This is a genomic window from Amycolatopsis sp. NPDC043887 (assembly GCF_056435665.1).
Genome location: NZ_JBWKEB010000003.1, coordinates 154,204 through 172,944 on the forward strand (window position 1 = coordinate 154,204; position 18,741 = coordinate 172,944).

At 69.1% G+C, this 18,741-nt stretch carries 13 protein-coding genes; 6 read left to right on the forward strand and 7 right to left on the reverse strand.

The features are described 5' to 3' along the window. The first annotated feature begins 7 nt into the window (after positions 1-7). Positions 8-640 (forward strand): hypothetical protein, encoded by a 633-nt coding sequence (locus AC069H_RS10185; RefSeq protein WP_478224692.1) that lies wholly within the window; start codon positions 8-10, stop codon positions 638-640. Between the two features lie 1,148 nt (positions 641-1,788). On the opposite strand, the gene AC069H_RS10190 is transcribed toward AC069H_RS10185, so the two are convergent. The 4 genes from AC069H_RS10190 to AC069H_RS10205 form a co-directional block, all read right to left on the reverse strand. Further along, on the reverse strand, positions 1,789-3,033 hold the full coding sequence (locus AC069H_RS10190) for a PucR family transcriptional regulator (protein WP_478232031.1): 1,245 nt from the start codon (positions 3,031-3,033) through the stop codon (positions 1,789-1,791). Positions 3,034-3,069: 36 nt separating this feature from the next. Beyond that, complete coding sequence (locus AC069H_RS10195; protein ID WP_478224897.1) at positions 3,070-4,260, reverse strand: PucR-like N-terminal domain-containing protein; 1,191 nt, start codon at positions 4,258-4,260, stop codon at positions 3,070-3,072. A 340-nt stretch (positions 4,261-4,600) separates the two neighbouring features. Beyond that, positions 4,601-5,590: an alpha/beta fold hydrolase gene (locus AC069H_RS10200; protein ID WP_478232032.1), complete on the reverse strand. Its 990-nt coding sequence runs from the start codon at positions 5,588-5,590 to the stop codon at positions 4,601-4,603. A gap of 338 nt (positions 5,591-5,928) precedes the next feature. Then, positions 5,929-7,149 (reverse strand): PucR-like N-terminal domain-containing protein, encoded by a 1,221-nt coding sequence (locus AC069H_RS10205; protein WP_478232033.1) that lies wholly within the window; start codon positions 7,147-7,149, stop codon positions 5,929-5,931. A gap of 313 nt (positions 7,150-7,462) precedes the next feature. On the opposite strand from AC069H_RS10205, the gene AC069H_RS10210 reads away from it, so the two are divergent. Beyond that, positions 7,463-8,659 (forward strand): PucR-like N-terminal domain-containing protein, encoded by a 1,197-nt coding sequence (locus tag AC069H_RS10210; protein WP_478232034.1) that lies wholly within the window; start codon positions 7,463-7,465, stop codon positions 8,657-8,659. Here the strand turns inward: AC069H_RS10210 and AC069H_RS10215 are convergent. From AC069H_RS10215 to AC069H_RS10225, 3 genes are all read right to left on the reverse strand, one after another. Continuing rightward, a complete protein-coding gene (locus tag AC069H_RS10215) occupies positions 8,599-9,138 on the reverse strand; it encodes a GtrA family protein (protein ID WP_478232035.1) in 540 nt (179 codons plus the stop codon). The genes AC069H_RS10210 and AC069H_RS10215 overlap by 61 nt on opposite strands. 8 nt (positions 9,139-9,146) lie before the next feature. Continuing rightward, positions 9,147-10,361: a lipase family protein gene (locus AC069H_RS10220; RefSeq protein ID WP_478232036.1), complete on the reverse strand. Its 1,215-nt coding sequence runs from the start codon at positions 10,359-10,361 to the stop codon at positions 9,147-9,149. 123 nt (positions 10,362-10,484) lie between these two features. Further along, positions 10,485-11,048: a hypothetical protein gene (locus AC069H_RS10225; RefSeq protein ID WP_478224686.1), complete on the reverse strand. Its 564-nt coding sequence runs from the start codon at positions 11,046-11,048 to the stop codon at positions 10,485-10,487. Positions 11,049-11,545: 497 nt separating this feature from the next. Here AC069H_RS10225 and AC069H_RS10230 point away from each other — a divergent pair, with 497 nt between their 5' ends. From AC069H_RS10230 to AC069H_RS10245, 4 genes are all read left to right on the forward strand, one after another. Next, positions 11,546-12,784 (forward strand): DUF6801 domain-containing protein, encoded by a 1,239-nt coding sequence (locus AC069H_RS10230; RefSeq protein WP_478232037.1) that lies wholly within the window; start codon positions 11,546-11,548, stop codon positions 12,782-12,784. A gap of 73 nt (positions 12,785-12,857) precedes the next feature. Then, positions 12,858-13,979 (forward strand): DUF6801 domain-containing protein, encoded by a 1,122-nt coding sequence (locus AC069H_RS10235; RefSeq protein ID WP_478232038.1) that lies wholly within the window; start codon positions 12,858-12,860, stop codon positions 13,977-13,979. Positions 13,980-14,576: 597 nt separating this feature from the next. Further along, positions 14,577-16,805, forward strand: coding sequence for a heavy metal translocating P-type ATPase (locus tag AC069H_RS10240; RefSeq protein ID WP_478232039.1), 2,229 nt, complete (start codon positions 14,577-14,579; stop codon positions 16,803-16,805). 50 nt (positions 16,806-16,855) lie between these two features. Continuing rightward, positions 16,856-18,736, forward strand: a complete 1,881-nt coding sequence (locus AC069H_RS10245) for a serine/threonine-protein kinase (RefSeq protein WP_478232040.1) — start codon at positions 16,856-16,858, stop codon at positions 18,734-18,736. The last annotated feature ends 5 nt before the right edge of the window (positions 18,737-18,741 follow it).

The window sequence follows — 18,741 nt, forward strand, 5'->3', positions numbered from 1 at the left end:
GGACGGGATGACCACGAAACGAGCCGTCAAACCGGCGCGGCGCGCGGTGAAGGTCGCAGGGAAGATGGGCGGTGGCACAAAGGTACTCGAACCTGCGGAAGCCTCGGAGGAGGCTCCGGCCGATCCTCCCGCCGTCGCTCCGGTGCGGCGGCGGGGTGCGCTGGTGTTCGGCGCGGTCGCGCTGGTGATGGCGGCTCTGGCGGGGTGGTTCGCCATCGAGGCGCGGGACGCCACGGCGGTGCTGGCGCACAACACGGCGCTGACCGACGTCGCCACCACCGCGGAGGTGAGCGATCAGATCGGCAAGGCGCTCGGCACGGTCTTCTCCTACCGCTACGACGACCCCGCCAAGAGCGAGCAAGCCGCGAAAGAGGTCCTCACCGGGCCGGCGCTGGGGCAGTACGACCAGCTGTTCGCGCAGGTCCGGGGGCTCGCGGCGGAGCAGAAACTGGTCGTGACCTCGACCGCGGTGGTCTCGGGAGTGAAGGTCCTCGACGGGGACCGGGCGTCGCTGCTGGTGTTCCTGGACCAGACCGGCGTGCGCGGGGACGGGCAACGCAGTACCGGTGCGGCTCAGCTGAGCGTCAGCGCGGAACGGGCCGAGGGGAAGTGGCGGGTGACCGCCCTGGCGGCCGCCTGACTTGAGCGGTCGCCGGTCCGTGAAGGCCTCCTTCCCTACTCTCAAGGTAGGGAAGGAGGCCTTCACGGGCTTTCGCCTCAAGAAGGGGCCGCCCGAAGGGTCAGGATCCCGGCAAAGTCGGCTATCCGCGGGTCAAGCGGGTGCCGGATGGGGCTCGTCACAGTGACTTCCTCGACTGTCTACATGGGACACTGTCGGTGTGACCGTGTCTGCTTCGGGCGTTTTGTGATGGGGTCGTGAGTGGCAAAGAGGTTTATAGAGGGGTAAGTCAAACGTGGCGTGCCGGAGTTGGCGGCAGGAGCGGACTTGCCGAAGAGACACCTTCCTGACTGTCCATAAGGGACGTTTTCCGTGGTGTCAGTGCCCGAGTTGAGCGATTTGTGCGATTTGGCGAGGGGGTCGTGAGTGGCAAAGAGGGTTAGAACCCTACTTGCCATTCACGACCCCCTTGCCAAAGCGGGCATATGGCCTTGAAACAGACATTTCGTCACCGGAAAGCGTCCCTTGTGGACGCTCAGAGCGCAGCTGGCTCCTGTCGGCCAGTCCAGAACCACACCGGGAAGGCCGCCTCTCCGCCTTGACCCAGCGAAGGGGTCCTTCACCGCAGAGGCTCGGTCACGCCACATTTGACTTACCCCTCAATGGAACCCTCTTCGTCACTCACGACCCCGCTCGAAAACCGTACAGATGCGCTCAAACGGACGTCCACCTGGCAGCTGGCGTCCTTGTGGACACCGTCCGTTCAAGCCCCCTGCCGTCGGCCCCGTTCGAATCACCAAGAGCGACACCGAGCAGCGTTTACGCGACTTTGCCGAGCCCCTGACCCTGAGCGTAGGGAAGGAGGCCCTCACGGGCTTTCGTGGTCCTGCTGGGTGCCGTGCCTGGAGGAGGGTTGCGAAAGCCACTCTCTTTCGCAATCTCCGGCCGCCGTCGGGCTCACGACCGCCCGGCGATCTTGTCCCGAAAGCGGCTTTCGCGACACCACCCTCCAGAACCCAAAGGCCTGTTGCGCGTGAAGCCCCTTCCCTCGGCTCAGCCGAGGGAAGGGGCTTCACGTACTTGGGGCGGTGTGAAGGTCGAGTTTCCTCGGCCGAGCCGGGTGTCCCCAATGCCACATTGGGGACACCCGAGCAGTCCGCCGCAAAGCCTCAAGAAGGGGCCGCCCGAAGGGCCAGGATCATCTCGAACCGTCGCTCAGGGTCCCGCAGCCCGTCCGCGAACAGCGCCTCCAGCTCTTGGGCACGGGACCGCACCGTCTGCGGATGCACGGCGAGCCGTTCCGCCACCTCGCGGACGTTCCCGCAGGTCTCCAGCCACGCCAGCAGCGTTCCCGCCAGCCGCGAATGCTGCTTCCCGGTCAACCCGGCCAGCGGCCCGAGGCGTTCCCGGACCAGCTCGGCGGCCAGAAACGGCTCCTTGAGCAGCCACAGGCGGGAAAGATGGTCGACGCACCACGTCACGGGCTCGTCGGCGAGCGCGCCGGAGTCGACGAGCCGCAGGGCCTCGCGTGCGGCCCGCAGCGAACGTGCCGCGAAAACGGGTGGGACGGCGGGGCCGATCGCGGCCCGCCAGCCGGTCAGTTCTTCGGCGAACCGGTCCCGTTCGTCCGGTTCGGGGGCGGGGAGCAGAAGACAGGGCGAGGCGCTCTCGAAGTCGGCCAGCGCGGTCGGCGCGACCGCCGGTGCTTCGTCCGACGGCCGGTCGAGAGCGACGGCGACGAGCAGATCCGGTAGTTGCCAGCGGGCCAGGTCGGCGGCGTGTTTGACGACGTCCGGCGGTGACGGTGGCTCGGCGAGCAGGAGTTCCATCAAACGGTGCCGCCGGCGCTCCAGTGCGCCGGCGGCCTTTTCCCGTGCCTCCGCATGGCCCTCGACCGAGAGCGCCGACAGTTCGTCGATATAGGCGAAGATGGCTTCCGCGAGCAGGCACAGCGTCGCCGAAGGAACTCTCGCGCGTCGGCCCGCTTCGGCCACCCGGCGCCAGGTCACCCTGGCGCCGACGCGGTACGCCGCCTGGAGGACGTCGACGTTGCGGCCCTGGTGGAACTCCTGGACACCCAGGCTCAGGAATACGCTCCGGCGGTCCTCCGACGGCGCTTCCGGGTTCCCGATCCGTTCCACGAACTGCAGGAACGCCATCTGGACGCCGGTCTTGAGCGCCTTTCCGAACGCGCCGTCCAGCGGCCGCGCGTAGTCGGGGATGGTCCGCTGGATCTCGCGGACCACCTCCCCGGCCACGTCGGCCAGCACCGGTCTGAACACCGTCGCCAGCTCTCTCGGCAGCAACGCCCAGAGCTGGACCGGGCGCCCGCTCGGCCCACCCGGCCGGGCAGGCGTGAGCAGCGGACCGTACGTCGCCTCGACCCCGCTGCGGGCGTCCTGCGGTCGGGTCACCTCGTCACCTCGTTGTGAGTGGGAAACGCTGATCTGTCAGTCCTCGGCGAGCAAGGCCTCCGCGCGCAGGGCGATCTCCATGTCGAGCCGGTCGTCGGCGTTGTTCAACCGGTCGCCGAAGAGATCGATGAGCTGGTGCATGCGGTACCGGACGGTCTGCGGGTGGACCTTGAGTTTCTTCGCGATCTCCGGAGCGCTGCCCCGGGATTGCAGCCAGATCAGCAACGTCTCGCCGAGCCGCGCCCGCTGTTTGGGGGTGAGGTCGTCGAACGGGGCGAGGCTGCGCGTGCACAGTTCACGGACCAGGAACTCGTCCGCGAGCAGCCACAGGGTGGACAGATGATCGCTGTACCGCGTGACCGGATTGTCCGGAAGGACCCCTCGCTGGACCAGCCGCAGCGTGCGGCGCGCCCACAGCAGGGAGCGCGGCGCTTCGGTGAGCCGCACGGCCGGGCCGATCACCGCGCGCCAGCCGGGGAGCCGTTCGGCGAGATCCTTCAGATGCTTGTCCGGGTCGCCGGTGACCAGGCAGGGTTTGGGGCCTTCGAAGTCGACGAGGACGTCGGCGTCCAGGTCGGCGCTGTCGGGGTCAAGCGGGCCGAGCCGTCGCTCCAGCGCGACGACCGTGATCTCGGTCGGCAGCGCCCACTGCGCGTTGGCGGCGTGGGACGCGATCGACTGCGGTGAGGACGGGGGATCGGAGAGCATCAGTTCGAGCAGCCTGCGCCTGCGTCTGGCCCTGGTGCCCGCGGCCCGCTCCTGCGCGGCCGTGTAGCCCTCGATGGACAGTGCGGAAATCTCGTCCACGTAAGCGAAAATCGCTTCGGCCGCGGTGCACAGGAGATCGGCGTCCGCTCCGATCGCCTGCCCGAATTCCGAAACGTGCCGCCACGCGACGCGGCCGCCGACGCGGTAGGCCGTCTGGAGACAGTCGAGGCTGCGGCCCTCGTTGAATTCGACCTTCCCGAGGTTGCGGAACACCGCCGACCATTTGTCGAGCGGCGCCGTCCCCTGACCGACGGTGTCGAGGCAGTGCAGGATCGCCTGCCGGATACCCTGCGTGATCATCTGTCCGAACGCGCCTTCCAACGGCTGCGCGTACTCGGGGACGGCTCGTTGCACCTCCTGCAGGATGGCTCGTGCCAAGGGGTCGGCCCGCGGCCGGAACCGCTCGCCAAGGTCTCTGGGCAGTGACGCCCACAGTCCATTCGCACCGGTGCTGCGCACAGGTCGGTTCTCCACTGGGGTTCTCGGTGCCGGCGTGAAGGCGCGCGGTCGCTGGACCGGACCCGGTGGCTGGCGGAGCGGGGTGGCGGGGTGACGCACGCCGGGGTCGGGTCGTGCGGTCCGCAGATCGTGCCGCGAGAATCCGGTATCCAAGTCGGTCATGTTTTTTATCCTTGCTGGCAACAAAATCAGCCTCTTCAACGGTGAAGCCGATCCAGATTTTGTGGCTCACGCAACATAAAATCCGGCCGAGAGGACTGTCAACGGCTGGCGGGAGCTTGAGCGGCCACCTGGATGGACTACACCCGAACGGGTGGTCCGATCCGATGGTGGGTGACATTCAGGCAGGCCTGAGATGGCGTCCGGATGACAATTTTTCCGGGACGTTTTCGGGCGCTTCCGCCGCCTCGCTGGCGCGGATGAGCACCTCGACGACCTCGTCCAGGCTCAACCGGGCCGGAGCGGTCTCGGTGAGGAAGCGTTCGAGCTCGTCACCGAACCGGGCCGGGTCGGCCACATGTGGAAAGTGTTTCGCATTTTCGAACACCGTCAATCGGCTGTCCGGCAGCACTTCGGCGGTCTTGCGGCCGTGGGCGACCGGGATGAGCGGGTCGTGCGCTCCCCAGACGACGAGGGTGGGCACCTCCCGGGCGAGATAGAGCTTGTCGATCGCGCTCGCGCGCTGGCCCCGGAGGTCGATCAGGCTGCGCGCGATGAACAGGAACGCCCGACGCCTGCCCGGGGCGGCCAGTGACGCAAGGTGACGGGTCAGCTCTCGGGTCTCGGCGGAGAGCTTCCCGCCGAGCGCGCGGCCGGCGGCGGCGATCCCGCGAGCGATCGCGACGGTGACCGGATTGACCGCGACGGTGAGCGTCGCGTTGGCCCCCGGCAGCGCCGTCGCGCGCAGCACAGGGGTCACCTGCGGGCCGAGCCCGGCGCTGCCCACGAGCACCAGCCGGGCGCACATCTCGGGGAACTGGTAGGCGAACTGCATCGCGATCCCGCCGCCGAGGGAATGCCCGACGATGGTCGCGTGCCGGTTCCGGGTGAGCGCGAGGACGTCGCGGACCACACTGGCCATCGCGCCGAGGCCGTAATCGGCCCGAGGTGCGGCCGAATCACCGTGGCCCGGAAGATCGGGGGCGAGGACATGGCGCCCGAACCCGGTGTGCTCGAAGTGGTCGAGCAGCGGGACCCACGTCTCGCTGCTGCCCGAGATGCCGTGCAGCAGTACGAGCGGTTCACCCGCAGCGTCCTTTGTGGACGGAACGTATTCCCGTAGCCGGATTTCCCGCCCGTGCAGGGTCAGTGTGCGCGCTTCGAGGGTCATGTCCCGCCTTTCCGTTGTCAGGCGTCAAAATAACGTGTAGAACGCCGGGTCCGTCAGCGTGTCGCCGGACACGTGCGGCAATTGCGACCCGGGTGACAAGAATGCCGGGGTCGACCCCGAGCCGGATGCCAAAACCGCGCGGGCGGGGCAATTGCGCATCGACATTTTCCCACCGTCCCGGTATTCAGGAAAACGTTGGTAAACACCCGTAACGACGGAGAACGCGATGGCCTGCCGGGCGGACTTCCATGTCGATCAGCCGAGGGCGAAGCGTGCCCGCCGCGGCCTCCGCTGGGTGCTCCCCACCGTGCGGCCGCCGGAACGGAGGGTCCGGCGTGTCAGCTCCCTGGCGTCCCTTCGTCGCGGCGGTGGGCGCGCATGAGCCGCTGCGCGCGGAGCGCGAGTTGCATGTTCAGCCGGTCGTCAGCGTCTTTGAGTCGGTCGCCGAACAGGTCCTCCAGTTGACGGAGGCGGTTCCGCACGGTCTGCGGATGCACGCCGAGCCGCAGCGCGATCTCCGGCGCGCCACCGCGTGTTTCCAGCCACGCCAGCAGGGTTTCGCTGAGCCGCTCCTGCTGTTTCCCGCTCAGCGAGGTGAACGGGTCGAGGCTCTGTTTGGCGAGTTCGGCGCCGAGGAAATCCTCGGCCAGCAGCCACAGTGTGGCGAGGTGATCCCGGCACCAGATGACCGGGCCGGGCGCGTCCTCGCTGTCCAGCAGTAGCGCACGGCGGGCGGTGCGGAGGGCGGCCGGGGCGTCGGCGAGCGGTACGACGGGGGAGACCGCCACGCGCCAGCCGTCCAGCGCGTCCTTCAGCGGGGCGAGATCGGTGTCCGGATCCGCGGTGAGCAGGTACGGCTCGGCGGTGTCGAGGTCGGCCAGCACGGTGGTGTCCAGGAGGTGGACCGGGAAGGCGGGCGCGCCGGGAGCGCGCTGGAGTGCCACCATGGCCGCGGCTCGCGGAACCCGCCAGCCTGCGCCGTCGGCGAGGCTGGCGATGCTGCACGCGGAACCTTCCGGCGCCTGGGCGATCAGTTCGAGCAGGCGACGGCGCCGGAGCGGGATCGCGCCCGCCGCCCTGGCCTCCGCCTCCTGATACCCCTCGATCGTCGTGGCGCACAGTTCGTCGACGTAGACGAAGACGGATTCGGCCGCGAGCGCGATGACGTCGAGGCCGACGCCGAGCCCGCGCACGATGGGCCGCATCGCCCGCCATGCCGCCCGTGCGCCGATGGTCACGCTGTCGTGCAACGGTTCCAGGCTGCGGCCCTCGGTGAATTCGATCCGCCCGCGCATACGGTAGAAGTCGATCCAGCGGTCGTGGGGCGCGTCCGGATCGCCGATGCACTCGACGTAGTGGCGCACCGCCCGTTCGCAGGAGACGACCAGGACGCGGCCGAAGACACCGCGCAACGGCTGCGAGTACGCCGTGACCGAGCGCTGCACCTGCTTGACCATGGCGGCCGCGGCGTGACCGGTATACGGACGCAGTTCTTCGCCGAGCGAACGCGGCAGCGCCGCCAGCATGCCGAAACCGCGGTACTCGACCACCAAGACCACCCTTTGATTTTCTTCGAACCAGGAAGGGAAACATGAATCCGTTTGCATAATCGCGTCGGATCGACGGGAACGGTGCGGGCCGTTTGTACTGGATCGGCGGACGGCCTGTACCCCGAATGTGACGTTGAATTTGCAACGGAAAGTCGCGACGCTCAGCCACGTGACAACGAGCGGGCGTTTCGGTGTGACGTCTTTTGACACGGATGTGTCGGCGGTCCTACGCTCCGTGCATTCGAGTGCGCCGGTGGCGCGCGGACGAAAGGGATTGGGTGCCCGAAATCGTCGGCCTACTTCACAGCGGGGGATCGCACACGTGAGCTGGCAGTCCGTTGGCGTGTTGTGGGAACGCCTGCCGAGGGAACTCGGTGACGCCATCCGCCCGCGCATCCCGGCGATCGCCCGGCACTGTGTCGAAGGCGTGGTGTCCGAGGTGGGCGAATGCGCCGAAGTGTTCAGCGACGGCGAGGCCCGTGCCGCGGCCGTCGAGCTGACCCGGCGCAGTATCGAACGCGCCATCGACCGGGTCGGCGTCCCCGAACTCCTGCAGAACGACCTGCTGGCCGATTTCCGTGCCCAGGGCCGGATCGCGTTCCAGCAAGGGCTCAGCAGGGAGTCCGCGCAGGCGGCGTTCCGGGTCTCGAGCCGGGTGCTGTGGCGTTCGATCGCCGCGATCGGCCGCCAGCTCCAGCTGCCCGGCGACGTCCTCTACGGCGCGGCGGAATGTCTGTTCGGTGACGTCGTCGAAGTGACGATGGCGCTGACGGACGGGTACAACGCCGCGCAAGCCGAGGCGACGGGCCCCGCGGAGCAGCGGGCCAGGCTCTTCCGGCTGCTGACCGGTGGCTCCGGATACAGCCAGGCCGACGCCGGCGCGCTCGCCGTCGCCATCGGCTGGCGGATCCCCGAACGGATCACCGCGGTCGTCTTCACCGCGGCGCCCGGCGCGCCCTCGTTCCCGCCGGGCCTGCTGCCCGCGGCGGTCCCGGTGGACCTTGTCTCCGACGTGCCCGGCGCGCTCGTGGCTTGTCCGGAGGCCGACCTCGGCGGCCTGCGGCACCTGCCGTCCGGCTGGTCGGCGACGGTCGGGGTGTCCGTCCCGGTCGCGCAGGCCGCCGAGTCGTTCCGGATCGCGCGGCGCGCGTCCGAACTCACCCAGCGGGGCATGATCACGACGGTCGGCCCGGTGCTGTGGTGCGAAGAGCACATCACCACGCTGCTGTTGCTCGCCGACGAGTTCCTGCTCGACCGGCTGGCCGGCGAGGCGCTCGAACCCTTGTCGGGGCTGGCGCCGCGCCAGCACGACGAACTGGCGGCGACCCTGCTCACACAGGTGCAGACGCGGGGGAGCGCGCCCGAGATCGCCCGACGGCTCGCCGTGCATCCGCAGACGGTGCGGGCACGGCTGCGGCGGCTCACGGAGCTGTTCGGCGAACGGCTGGACGATCCGGATCAGCGGCTGCGGATCGAGCTGGCGCTGCGCGCGGAACGGTTGCGGCCCGCCGACGTCTGACGCGCTCCCGCCACCGGGAACACCCAGCGGCGGTAGCCCCACCAGCGGAACGCCGAACCCGCCGCGGTGCCCAGCACCATCCCGCTGACGAAGTCGGCGATCTCCTGGACGAGGAAACCGACTTCGGGCACCTCGAGCCGCAGGACGTAGCGCGAGATCAGCGGCGGGCACAGGTTGATCGTCACGGCGACCGCGTTCACGGTGAAGAACAGCGCCGCTTCCGTGAAGCCGCGTCTGCCGCCGCGGGTGTGGAACGCCCAGCGCCGGGACAGCAGATATGAGAAGGCGGTGGCCACGACGGTCGCGATCGCGAGCGCCGTGACCGGTTTCTCTTGCAGGACGGTGAGTTTCAGCCCGTAGTTGGCCCCGAGCGTGAGCCCGAACGCCGCGAGGCCGACGGTGGCGAACCGGAGCAGCTCACGCCGCTCGCCGGTCCGCGCACCATCGTCCACAAAGGATGCCGGGGCGGTTCTGAGCACCGCCCGGCTCAGCAGTTCGACGTCGCCGGGGTGCCCGTGACCCGGTCCTTGAGGAAGGCGAGCACGTCGGCGTTGCCGGTGTAGACCGCCGTGATGTGGTCGGTGTCGAAGGTCTTCCAGGTCGTCTTGACACCCGCGGCGCAGTAGGCCTTGCGCAGCGCCTCGGCCTGCGCGAACTGCACGAGCTGGTCCTGGGAGGCGTGGTAGAGGAACACCGGGACCTTCGGCGGAGTGCCGCCGAGCTTGTTCTCGTTGAGCCGCTTCACCCATTCCGGCCGCACGTAACCGGCGCTGGTCGTGTAGTCGGCGATCTTCTGATTCGCGTAGGTGGTGAGCAGCTCGAAGGTGCACGCGCTCTTCTGCATCTCCGCCAGCTTCACGCGGCCGTTGTCGCTGAGGAACGAATCCAGCTTCAGCTCGGGATAGGCGTGGTCGAGGCCGATCAGTGCGTAGGCGAAGACGCCGAAACCGAATTTTCCGTCGAGTTGCAGCGTGACCTGGACGAGGTCGGCGGGCACGCCGCCGGCGGCGACACCGACGAGGTTCAGCTCCGGCGCGTAGGCCGGTTGCAGTTCGCCGGCCCAGGCCGCCGCCCCGCCGCCCTGCGAGTACCCGCGGAAGAGCACCTTGGCGTCGGTGGACAGGTTCGCCTCCGGCAGGCGCTGCGCGGCGCGGACCGCGTCGATCATCGCCGGTCCTTCCGAACGCCCGACCACGTACGTCGTTTTCGGATCCTGGCGATAGCCCTCGTAGTCGGTGAGCGCGACGGCGAATCCGGCGTCGAGCGCGTCGTCGAGGCCGGATTGCTCGTAGAACGCGCCGATGTCGATCATCTTCGACGGCGTGCAGTGGAAGGCGGGGCCGTGCGTACCGGCGCCGAACGAGACGATCGGCGCCTTCGCCGGGTCCACGTTCTTCGGCACCAGCACGGTCCCGGTCACCGCGTCCGGCCGCCCGAGGGCGTCGGTCGACAGGTACATCACCTGCCACGCGTTGACGGAATCCTTACGCGGACCGGCTTTCGAGACACGCGAGCGGATGATGTCACCCGGTTTGCCCGCCGGGAGCGGGGACGGCGGGGTGTAGAACGAGTCGTCGGACGCCGCCGGGGCGGCGGAGCTCGCCGGGCTCCCGCTCAGCACGGTCAGGAGACCGGCAGACAGGACGATCGCCAGCGCGACGGCGAGCGTCCGGCGGGACGGGCGGGGGAACGGGGTCGGCACGGCCGGGCCTCCAGAGGCGGTGGGCTGGGTGAGGGGCAGAGCGTCGCGAAAGCCACTTTCAGGACATCAGGTGTCCCGAAAGTGGCTTTCGCGACACCTGCCCCGGGCTTCGAGGGTGTCCGCTCAGGCGTTGCCGCCGTAGACCTGGCGGCAGGTCGTGGACTCGGCGAACGCGAGCTCCAGTTCGGGGTTGGCACGAAGGTGCTTGATCGGGCCTTCCGGCTCGCTCAATCCGCTCATCGTGCTGTCGGCGTCGGCGACCACCTTCTGCAGGCTCGCCTGGTCGGTGACCTTCGCGTCCTGCATCCGCGTCAGGGTGGCGGACACCTTCGATTTGGTCTCACCGAGCGTGGTGGTGGCCTTGTCCACAGCGGACTGTCCATCCGGGACCGGTGGTACACCGGCGTTCCGGATCCCGCCCGCCATGTCGTCGAGCGCGGCGGACAGCGAATTCAGGAAACCCACCATGGCGGTCTTGGTCCCCTGCGGGTCGGCGGGGTCGAACGCGGGTGGCTTGGACAGCTTCGCCGAGCCCGTCGCGACACCCGAGCACACCTTGTCCACCCAGGCGAGCGCGGCCGGGTCGGCGTGTCTGCCGGCGTCGGCGGGATCGTCGGACCCGCAGGCGCTCAACAGGACCGCCGCGGCGGTCGTGGAGACGGCGGCGAACGCGATTCGCGCTGCCATGCGGCGCATTCTTTTCATGGTTTCCCCGTCGAATTCGGCGAAAGAGGGCCTGCCCCGCCCGCGACGAGCGGGATTCCGCGCTGGTCGGCGGTGACCGGCTTGCTGAACCGCGAGGTTACTCACGAAAGATTCCGGCAGGCAAGGCGGTGGTGACCTGGAAAAGTGTGATTGGCACGTGCGAGATAGTTTCCAGCGGTGAGATTGTCACTCTCGTCAGCGGTTCCGCGAGCGGTCTTACCTGGCTCTGAACTGGGGAAACCCATGTGCCGCTACTAGGAACCAGCCGGTTGTACCGTGCCCGCGTGACAATTTACCCGTGGCCGGTCAACTTTTCCGGTGAAGCACTTGATAGCGGTGTGGACGCGTCGTTAGTTTACTGTTCGGTTGCGATCCGTCAGACATCGTCGCTACCCGGAGAATTCTCTCGGGCCGATATTCATTGCTCTGGGGAATTGTACGCCGTTTCGTATCATCGTTGATACCACGGAAGGACGATCGTGAGTCACCGTAGAGGAACCAAGAAGGCGGTCGCCGCCGCCGCTGCCGGTGCCGTGGGGCTTGCCGCCGCGGTACTCGTGGTCGGGGCACAGTCCAGTGTCGCCGATCCGATCTCGCTCCCGCTCAACTACCACTGCGACCTGCCGCTCGTGGGGTCGCAGTCGCTGAAGGTGGTGATCAACACCGATCTTCCGCTGTCGGTCAAGACCGGTCAGCCGACCGGCACGTTCGACATCAAGGCCGTCTCCACGATCAACGCGGACACGGTCAGCGGGCTCAACCTGATCGGTGCGACCACGCTGGAAGGACAGGCCGTCGCGGCGGCGACCGTGGCGGCACCGGGGCTCAACCTCCCGGTCAACGTCCCGAACGACATCGCCAAGCAGAACATCCCCACCTCGGGCGAGATGACGGTCAACGCGGCGGGCAAGACGCCTTCGCTGACCTTCAACCAGCCCGGCGAAGCGAAGATCACCGTGGGTGACCTGCAGCTGAAGGTCACCCCGCGCAAGGCCGACGGTTCGGTCACCGGCATCACGCCGGACGGCACGATCGACGCGCCGTGCAAGCAGGATCCTGGCCAGAACAACACGCTGGCCACGATCAAGATCGGTGACGGCGGTGGCGGCACGACCACGCCCACCACCCCGACCACGCCCACCACTCCCACGACGCCGACCACCCCGACCACGCCGACGACCCCGCCCACTACCACCACCACGCCCGGTGGCGGCGGGATCAAGTACGCCTTCGGCATCAAGGGACAGACGGCGCTGAAGTCGCTCGGCAGCACGGCGGAGATCAACGGTGGCTTCGACGCGGACGTGGATCTCGCGTCGAAGACGTTCACCGGTGACCTGAAGCTCGACCCGTCGTCCACCCAGTTCAAGCTGTTCGGGTTCGTCGACGGCCGTTCGGAGATCAAGGTCGAGCAGGTCGGCAAGCAGACCGGTGAGCTCGTCGGCACCGGGTTCAAGGCGCACATCAAGTTCAACGTGTTCCTGCCGAGCGTGCAGGTCTTCGGGATCCCCATCAGCAGCGACCCCAAGTGCGGCACGGTCAGCCCGTCCACCAGCGAGATGACCACCGGTCCGGACTTCGACCTGCTCAAGGGCGGGAAGCTCACCGGCACCTACTCGCTGTCGGCTCTGCAGAACTGCGGTCAGCTGAACGACTGGATCAGCGCGTTCGCCAAGAGCGACGGCAACACGCTCGATCTGAACCTCACCAAGAAGTAAGTCAGGCAGCCGGTCCCCGTCGCGCTCCGTGACGGGGACCGGTGCCGTTTCCGTGCCGTCCAGGAAGGCGACCATGCCCCTTCGCATCAACGTCCGGATGCTGCTCGCGGCGGGCCTCACCGTCCTGCTCACGGCGGGCTGCCTGCTGTTCGTCGCCGTCCGCGGCGCGGCGGCCGGTACGCCCGTCGACAAGAAACTGTCGTTCACCTGCCCGTTCCCGCTGATCGGGCTGCAGAAGCTCGACGTGAACATCAAGGCCGACTTCGAGGTGCCGACGGCGCCCGGCGGCACGCTCACCACCTCCGGCCTGACCATCACCGTGACGGTGCCGGACAAGGCGGCGCGCGGCCTCAACCTCGTCGGCGCCACCACCATCGAAGGCACCGCGGCGGCCGGTGTGACACTGGTCAACGGCGACGCGAACCCGCTTCCCGTGCGCATCCCGCTGAACGTCGCCAAGACCGACGTCCCGCCGTCCGGCACGTTCAGCCCGGTGGCGACCGGCTCCGTGCCCACCATCACGCTGGCGAAACCGGGCAAGACGACGCTGACCGTCGGCGACTTCACCACCCGACTCACTCCGAAGAAGGCCGATGGCTCCTTCACCGGGCTGGGCTCCTTCACCTCGGACTGCACGCTCGACCCCGGCCAGGACCCGATCCTGCTCTCCTTCGATCTCGGCGAGAAGCCCGCGGGGCACCGGTTCACGATCGCCGGGAAGACCGGTATCAAGGCACTCGGTGCCGACGCGCCGCTGACCGGCGCCTTCGAGCTGAGCCCGACCGCGGCGACGGTGTTCAGTGGCGGCCCGGTGTTCGACAAGGCACACGCCGATTTCCGGCTGTTCGGCTTCCTGCCGGGTTCGGCCGATCTGGAGTTCGTCGCCGACGGACCGCAGGGCGGCGATCTCGCCGGGACCGGTTTCGTCGCGAGATCCCGGTTCACCACCGTCCTCCCGCTGGTGACGCTCGTCGGCATGCCGGTCAGCACCGGGCCGGGCTGCCGGACGTCGGCCCCGTCGACGGCGGAACTGCGCACCGGCGACGGTTTCGCCATGGCGAAGGGCGGCGCGCTCAGCGGCACCTATTCGCTGGCGCCGCTGACCGGCTGTGGCGCGTTCACCTCCTACGTGAGCACACTCGTCCAGGGGGACGGCAACACCTTCGAACTCGCGCTGACCCCGCGCCAGGCCTAGTGGTACAGCTGGTCGTGAGTGGCGATTCGTGTTCTATTTGAGGGGTAAGGCAAATGCGGCGTGCTGCGTGCTGGAGGCCCGGCCTGCCGAGCTGATCGCGACCCCGCTGTCCACAAGGGACACGAAGACACCCCCTTGTGCCCGATTTGGGTGCTTTGTGCGGGGGTCGTGAGCGGCAATGATCGTTCTAACCGTCTTTGCCACTCACGACCCCGGCAAGAAGCGGACATCAGGACATTAATCGGGCACGCAATCGGCGTGAAGCGTCCCTGGTGGGCACTTCACGCCGGAGTCGGCCGGCGAGTCAGTCCGGAACCCTGTTGTCCAGGGCGGTGATCTCATCACGAAGCCGGCGAAGACGGCCCGCGTGACAGGATTCGATCACGCCACGTTTGCCCTTCCTCTCATTAGAACCCGAAACGCCACTCACGACCAGCTGTACCGAAGCCTGACTTGAGACGCCTGTTTCCACCACCACCGCAGTAGTCGGGCCGACGGCGGCGCCGGTTCCCGGCGGCGGTAATCTGCCTCGCGACACGACCCGGACACCTGTTCCGCCACCGAGGAACCACTGGTGAATCCTGGGAGTGCCACGAAATGACGATTTCCGCGCCGGAGACCGCCGTCCGCACGGTGGAACTGACCGTGTCGGGGATGACCTGCGCCGCTTGTTCGGCGCGGGTGGAACGCACGCTGAACAAGCTGGACGGGGTGCGCGCGTCGGTGAACTACGCGACCGAGCGCGCCACCGTGCAGGTGCCCGCGGCGCTGGCTGACGACGTGCTCATCGAGCGGGTCCGCAAATCCGGCTACACGGCGGAGCTTCGCGGCGAAGAGGATCCCGACATCGGCTTCGCCCGGGTCCGGGATCTCCGGCGACGGCTGGTCGTCGCCGCGCTGCTGGCGATCCCGCTGGGGAACCTCTCGATCACCCTCGCGCTGGTGCCGCGGCTGCGGTTCCCCGGCTGGGAACTGCTGTGCCTCGCCCTGGCCGTTCCCGTGGTGTTCTGGTCCGCGCTGCCGTTCCACCGTGCCACGCTGCGGAACCTCCGTCATCGATCGTCCAGTATGGACACCTTGGTGTCGCTGGGCGTGCTCTCGTCGTTCGTGTGGTCGGCGTGGTCCGCCTTCGCGGGCGGCACGGAGCCCGGCTACTGGATCGGCTTCGGCCCGACGGCGGCCGGCGCCGACGCGATCTACCTCGACGTCGCCGCCGGTGTGACCACCTTCCTGCTGGCGGGCCGGTATTTCGAGAGCCGGTCCAGGCGCAGTGCCGCCGGACTCCTGGCCGCGCTGGACGCCTTGGCCGCCAAGGACGTCCGGGTGCTGCGGGACGGTGTCGAGCGCATGGTCCCGGTCGGCGAACTGGCCGTCGGGGACCTGTTCGTGGTCAAGCCGGGGGAGTCGATCGCCGCCGACGGCGTCGTCCGCAGCGGACTGTCCACTGTGGATGTGAGTGCGGTGACCGGTGAGCCGGTGCCCGCGGAAGTCGCCACCGGGGACCGGGTCGTCGGCGCTTCGGTGAACCGGGACGGCAGGCTCGTCGTCCGCGCGACCGCGGTCGGCACGCATACGCAGCTGGCCCAGATGACCGCGCTGGCCGAACGCGCGCAGGCCCGCAAGGCCGCGGTGCAACGGCTGGTCGACCGGATCTGCGCGGTGTTCGTCCCCGCCGTGCTCGGCGTGGCGGTGGTGACGCTCGCGGCCTGGCTGCTCGGCGGGGCACCCGCCCGCGAAGGGTTCGCGGCGGCCGTCGCCGTCCTCATCATCGCCTGCCCGTGCGCGCTCGGGCTGGCGACGCCGACCGCGTTGATGGCCGGGGTCGGCCGCGGCGCTCAGCTCGGCATCCTCATCAAGGGGCCGGACGCGCTCGAGGCGAGCCGCACGGTGGACACCGTCGTACTGGACAAGACCGGCACCGTCACCACCGGGAAGATGACCGTCACCGCGGGCCGCCCCGCCGACGGGTTCACCCTCGGCGAGGTGCTGCGGTTCGCCGGGGCCGTGGAGGCCGGTTCGGAGCACGCGATCGCGGCGGCCGTGGTGACCGCGGCGCGGGCGGAACTGCCGGATCTGCCCCCGGTCGAAGGATTCGGCGCACTGCCAGGGCTCGGTGCGAAGGGCGAGGTCGAGGGGCACGAGGTCCTCGTCGGCAACGCGCGCTTGTTCGCCGACCGCGGGATCGCCGTCCCCGACGACTTCACGGCGGAGGACGGCACCACGGCGGTCCTCGTCGCGGTCGACGGCCGGATCGCCGGGCAGCTCGCGGTCCGGGACGTCGTGAAGCCGTCGGCACGAGCCGCTGTCGACGCCCTGCACGCGCTCGGCCTGCGGACCGTGCTGCTGACCGGCGACAACGAAGCCGCCGCCCGCGTGGTCGCGGACGAGATCGGCGTCTCCGACGTGCGTGCCGGAGTGCTGCCCGCGGAGAAGGCCGCGGTCATCGACGAACTGCGGGCCGGGGGAGCGCGGGTCGCGATGGTCGGCGACGGGATCAACGACGGCCCGGCGCTGGCCACCGCGGATCTCGGCATGGCGATGGCGCAGGGCAGCGACATAGCGGTGCGCTCGGCCGACATGGTGCTGGTCCGCGAAGATCTGCGCGTGGTCCCCGACGCCATCCGGCTCGCCGACCGCACCCTGCGGATCATCCGGGGGAACCTGGCCTGGGCGTTCGGGTACAACGTCGCCGCGATCCCGCTGGCCGCGCTCGGCCTGCTGAACCCGCTGATCGCCGGGGCGGCGATGTCGCTGTCCTCGGTGCTCGTCGTGTCCAACAGCCTCCGGCTCAAGGACTTCGGCCGGGCGGACCGACGCGCCGCGTGACACTTGCGGGTGGTTTTGTACCATCGCCCCTCGGGACAAGGGGGGCCTTCGTGAAGCCGTTGAACACCGGCGAACCCACCGGCGTGGGGCGCTACCGGGTGTTCGCCGCGCTCGGCGAGGGCGGGATGGGCCGGGTGCTGCTCGGGATCTCCGCCGACGGGCGCCTGGTCGCGATCAAGCAGGTCCACCCGGGTTTCGCGCAGGACCCCGGCTTCCGCGAGCGGTTCCGCCGGGAGGTCGAAACGTCCCGTCTGGTGTCCGGCGCGTACACCGCACCGGTCATGGACGCCGACCCGAACGCGCCGACACCGTGGCTGGCGTCGGTGTTCGTGCCCGGACCCGCACTGTCGGAGGCGGTCTCCGCCGCCGGCCCGCTGCCGCCGATGGCGGTCCGCCATCTCGCCGCCGGGCTTGCGCTGGCGCTGGGCGACATCCACCGTGCCGGGCTGATCCACCGCGATCTGAAGCCCAGCAACGTCATTCTCACCGGTGACGGCCCCAGGGTGATCGACTTCGGGATCGCGCGCGCCGTCGAAGGCGACTCCGAGCTCACGCACACCGGCGCCGTCATCGGTTCGCCCGGGTTCATGTCCCCGGAACAGGCCGAGGGGAAGCCGCTGACCCCGGCGAGCGACCTGTTCTCGTTCGGCGCGCTGCTGGTGATGGCCGCGACCGGACGCGGCCCCTTCACCGGGACGTCCACTCCGCACACCTTGTACAACGTCGTGCACCTCCAGCCCGACCTGCGGCAGTTGGCGCCGGAGCTGCGGCAGATCGTCGAGCCGTGCCTGGCGAAGAACCCGGCGGACCGGCCGTCACCCGCCTGGGTGCTGGAGCGGCTCGGCCCGATCCCGCCGACGACCAGCCCGTGGCCGCCGGTGGTGTCGCAGCTCATCGAGACACAGCAGGCCGAGGTCCGGCGGCTGCTGAACCCGCCGCCGAAGCGATCCCGCCGCGGCCTGTACGCGGGACTGGCCGCGGCCGCCGTGGTGCTGCTGGCCGGTGGCACCGTCGCGGCGATCTCGCTGTCCGGGGACGATCCGCCTCCGGCCGCCATCGCGCCGAGTTCGTCACCGCAACCGGACGAACCGGTCGCCACCCCGGTCAATCAGGATCCGCTCGGCCCGGACAACCTGCGCCGGGTCGACCTGTGCAAGGTGCTCGCGGGCCGGGACGTGCCCGGGTTCGGCAAGCTGAGTACGGAGATCGACATCCAGTTCGACTCGTGCACGTACTCCTCGCCGTCGGGTAAGTGGCTGGAGCTGAGCGTCGGCGGCGACCTGGTCGAAGGCGAAGCCGGCGGCGAGCTGGAAGGGCTTCCGCTGCGCATCAAGGGGTCCGACGACGCGTGCGCGGTCGCCGTCCCGGTCAGCGGCCTGCCGAACACCAAGCTCAGCGTCGACGTGAACTCGGTGTCCACAAAGGACCAGGCGTGTTCGGTGGTCAAGGCGGCGCTCGCCGACGCGGTCAAACGGATCCGCGCCGGAGGCCACGAACGCGAACTCCCGGCGGGCACACTGGCTCCGCTGGACCCGTGTGCGCTGCTCGGCCCCGCGACCACGGACCGGCTGATCGGCCCGGTCGTCGAAACGATCCGCGAACACCTGCACCAATGCCGGTACGACGCGGCGGGCAGCGTCCGCCTGAGCTTCGTGCGCGCGTACCCGCCCGCGCAATCGAAGGACTCGTACTACACGGAGGCCGCCACCCTGGATCTCGGCGGCGCCAAGGTGTACCTGGCCAAGAAGGACGACGGCATCGCGCGCTCCACCTGCTCGCTGACCTGGCAGCACCGGTCCGTCAGCGACCGTGACGGGGAGAACGTCGAGCTGACGGTCGGGACCAGTGGTACGAAGATGACCGCCGACGAAGCCTGTGAAAAGGCGAAGGCCTTCGCCGGGGCACTGCTGCCGAAACTTCCGAAACCCTAGGGCTG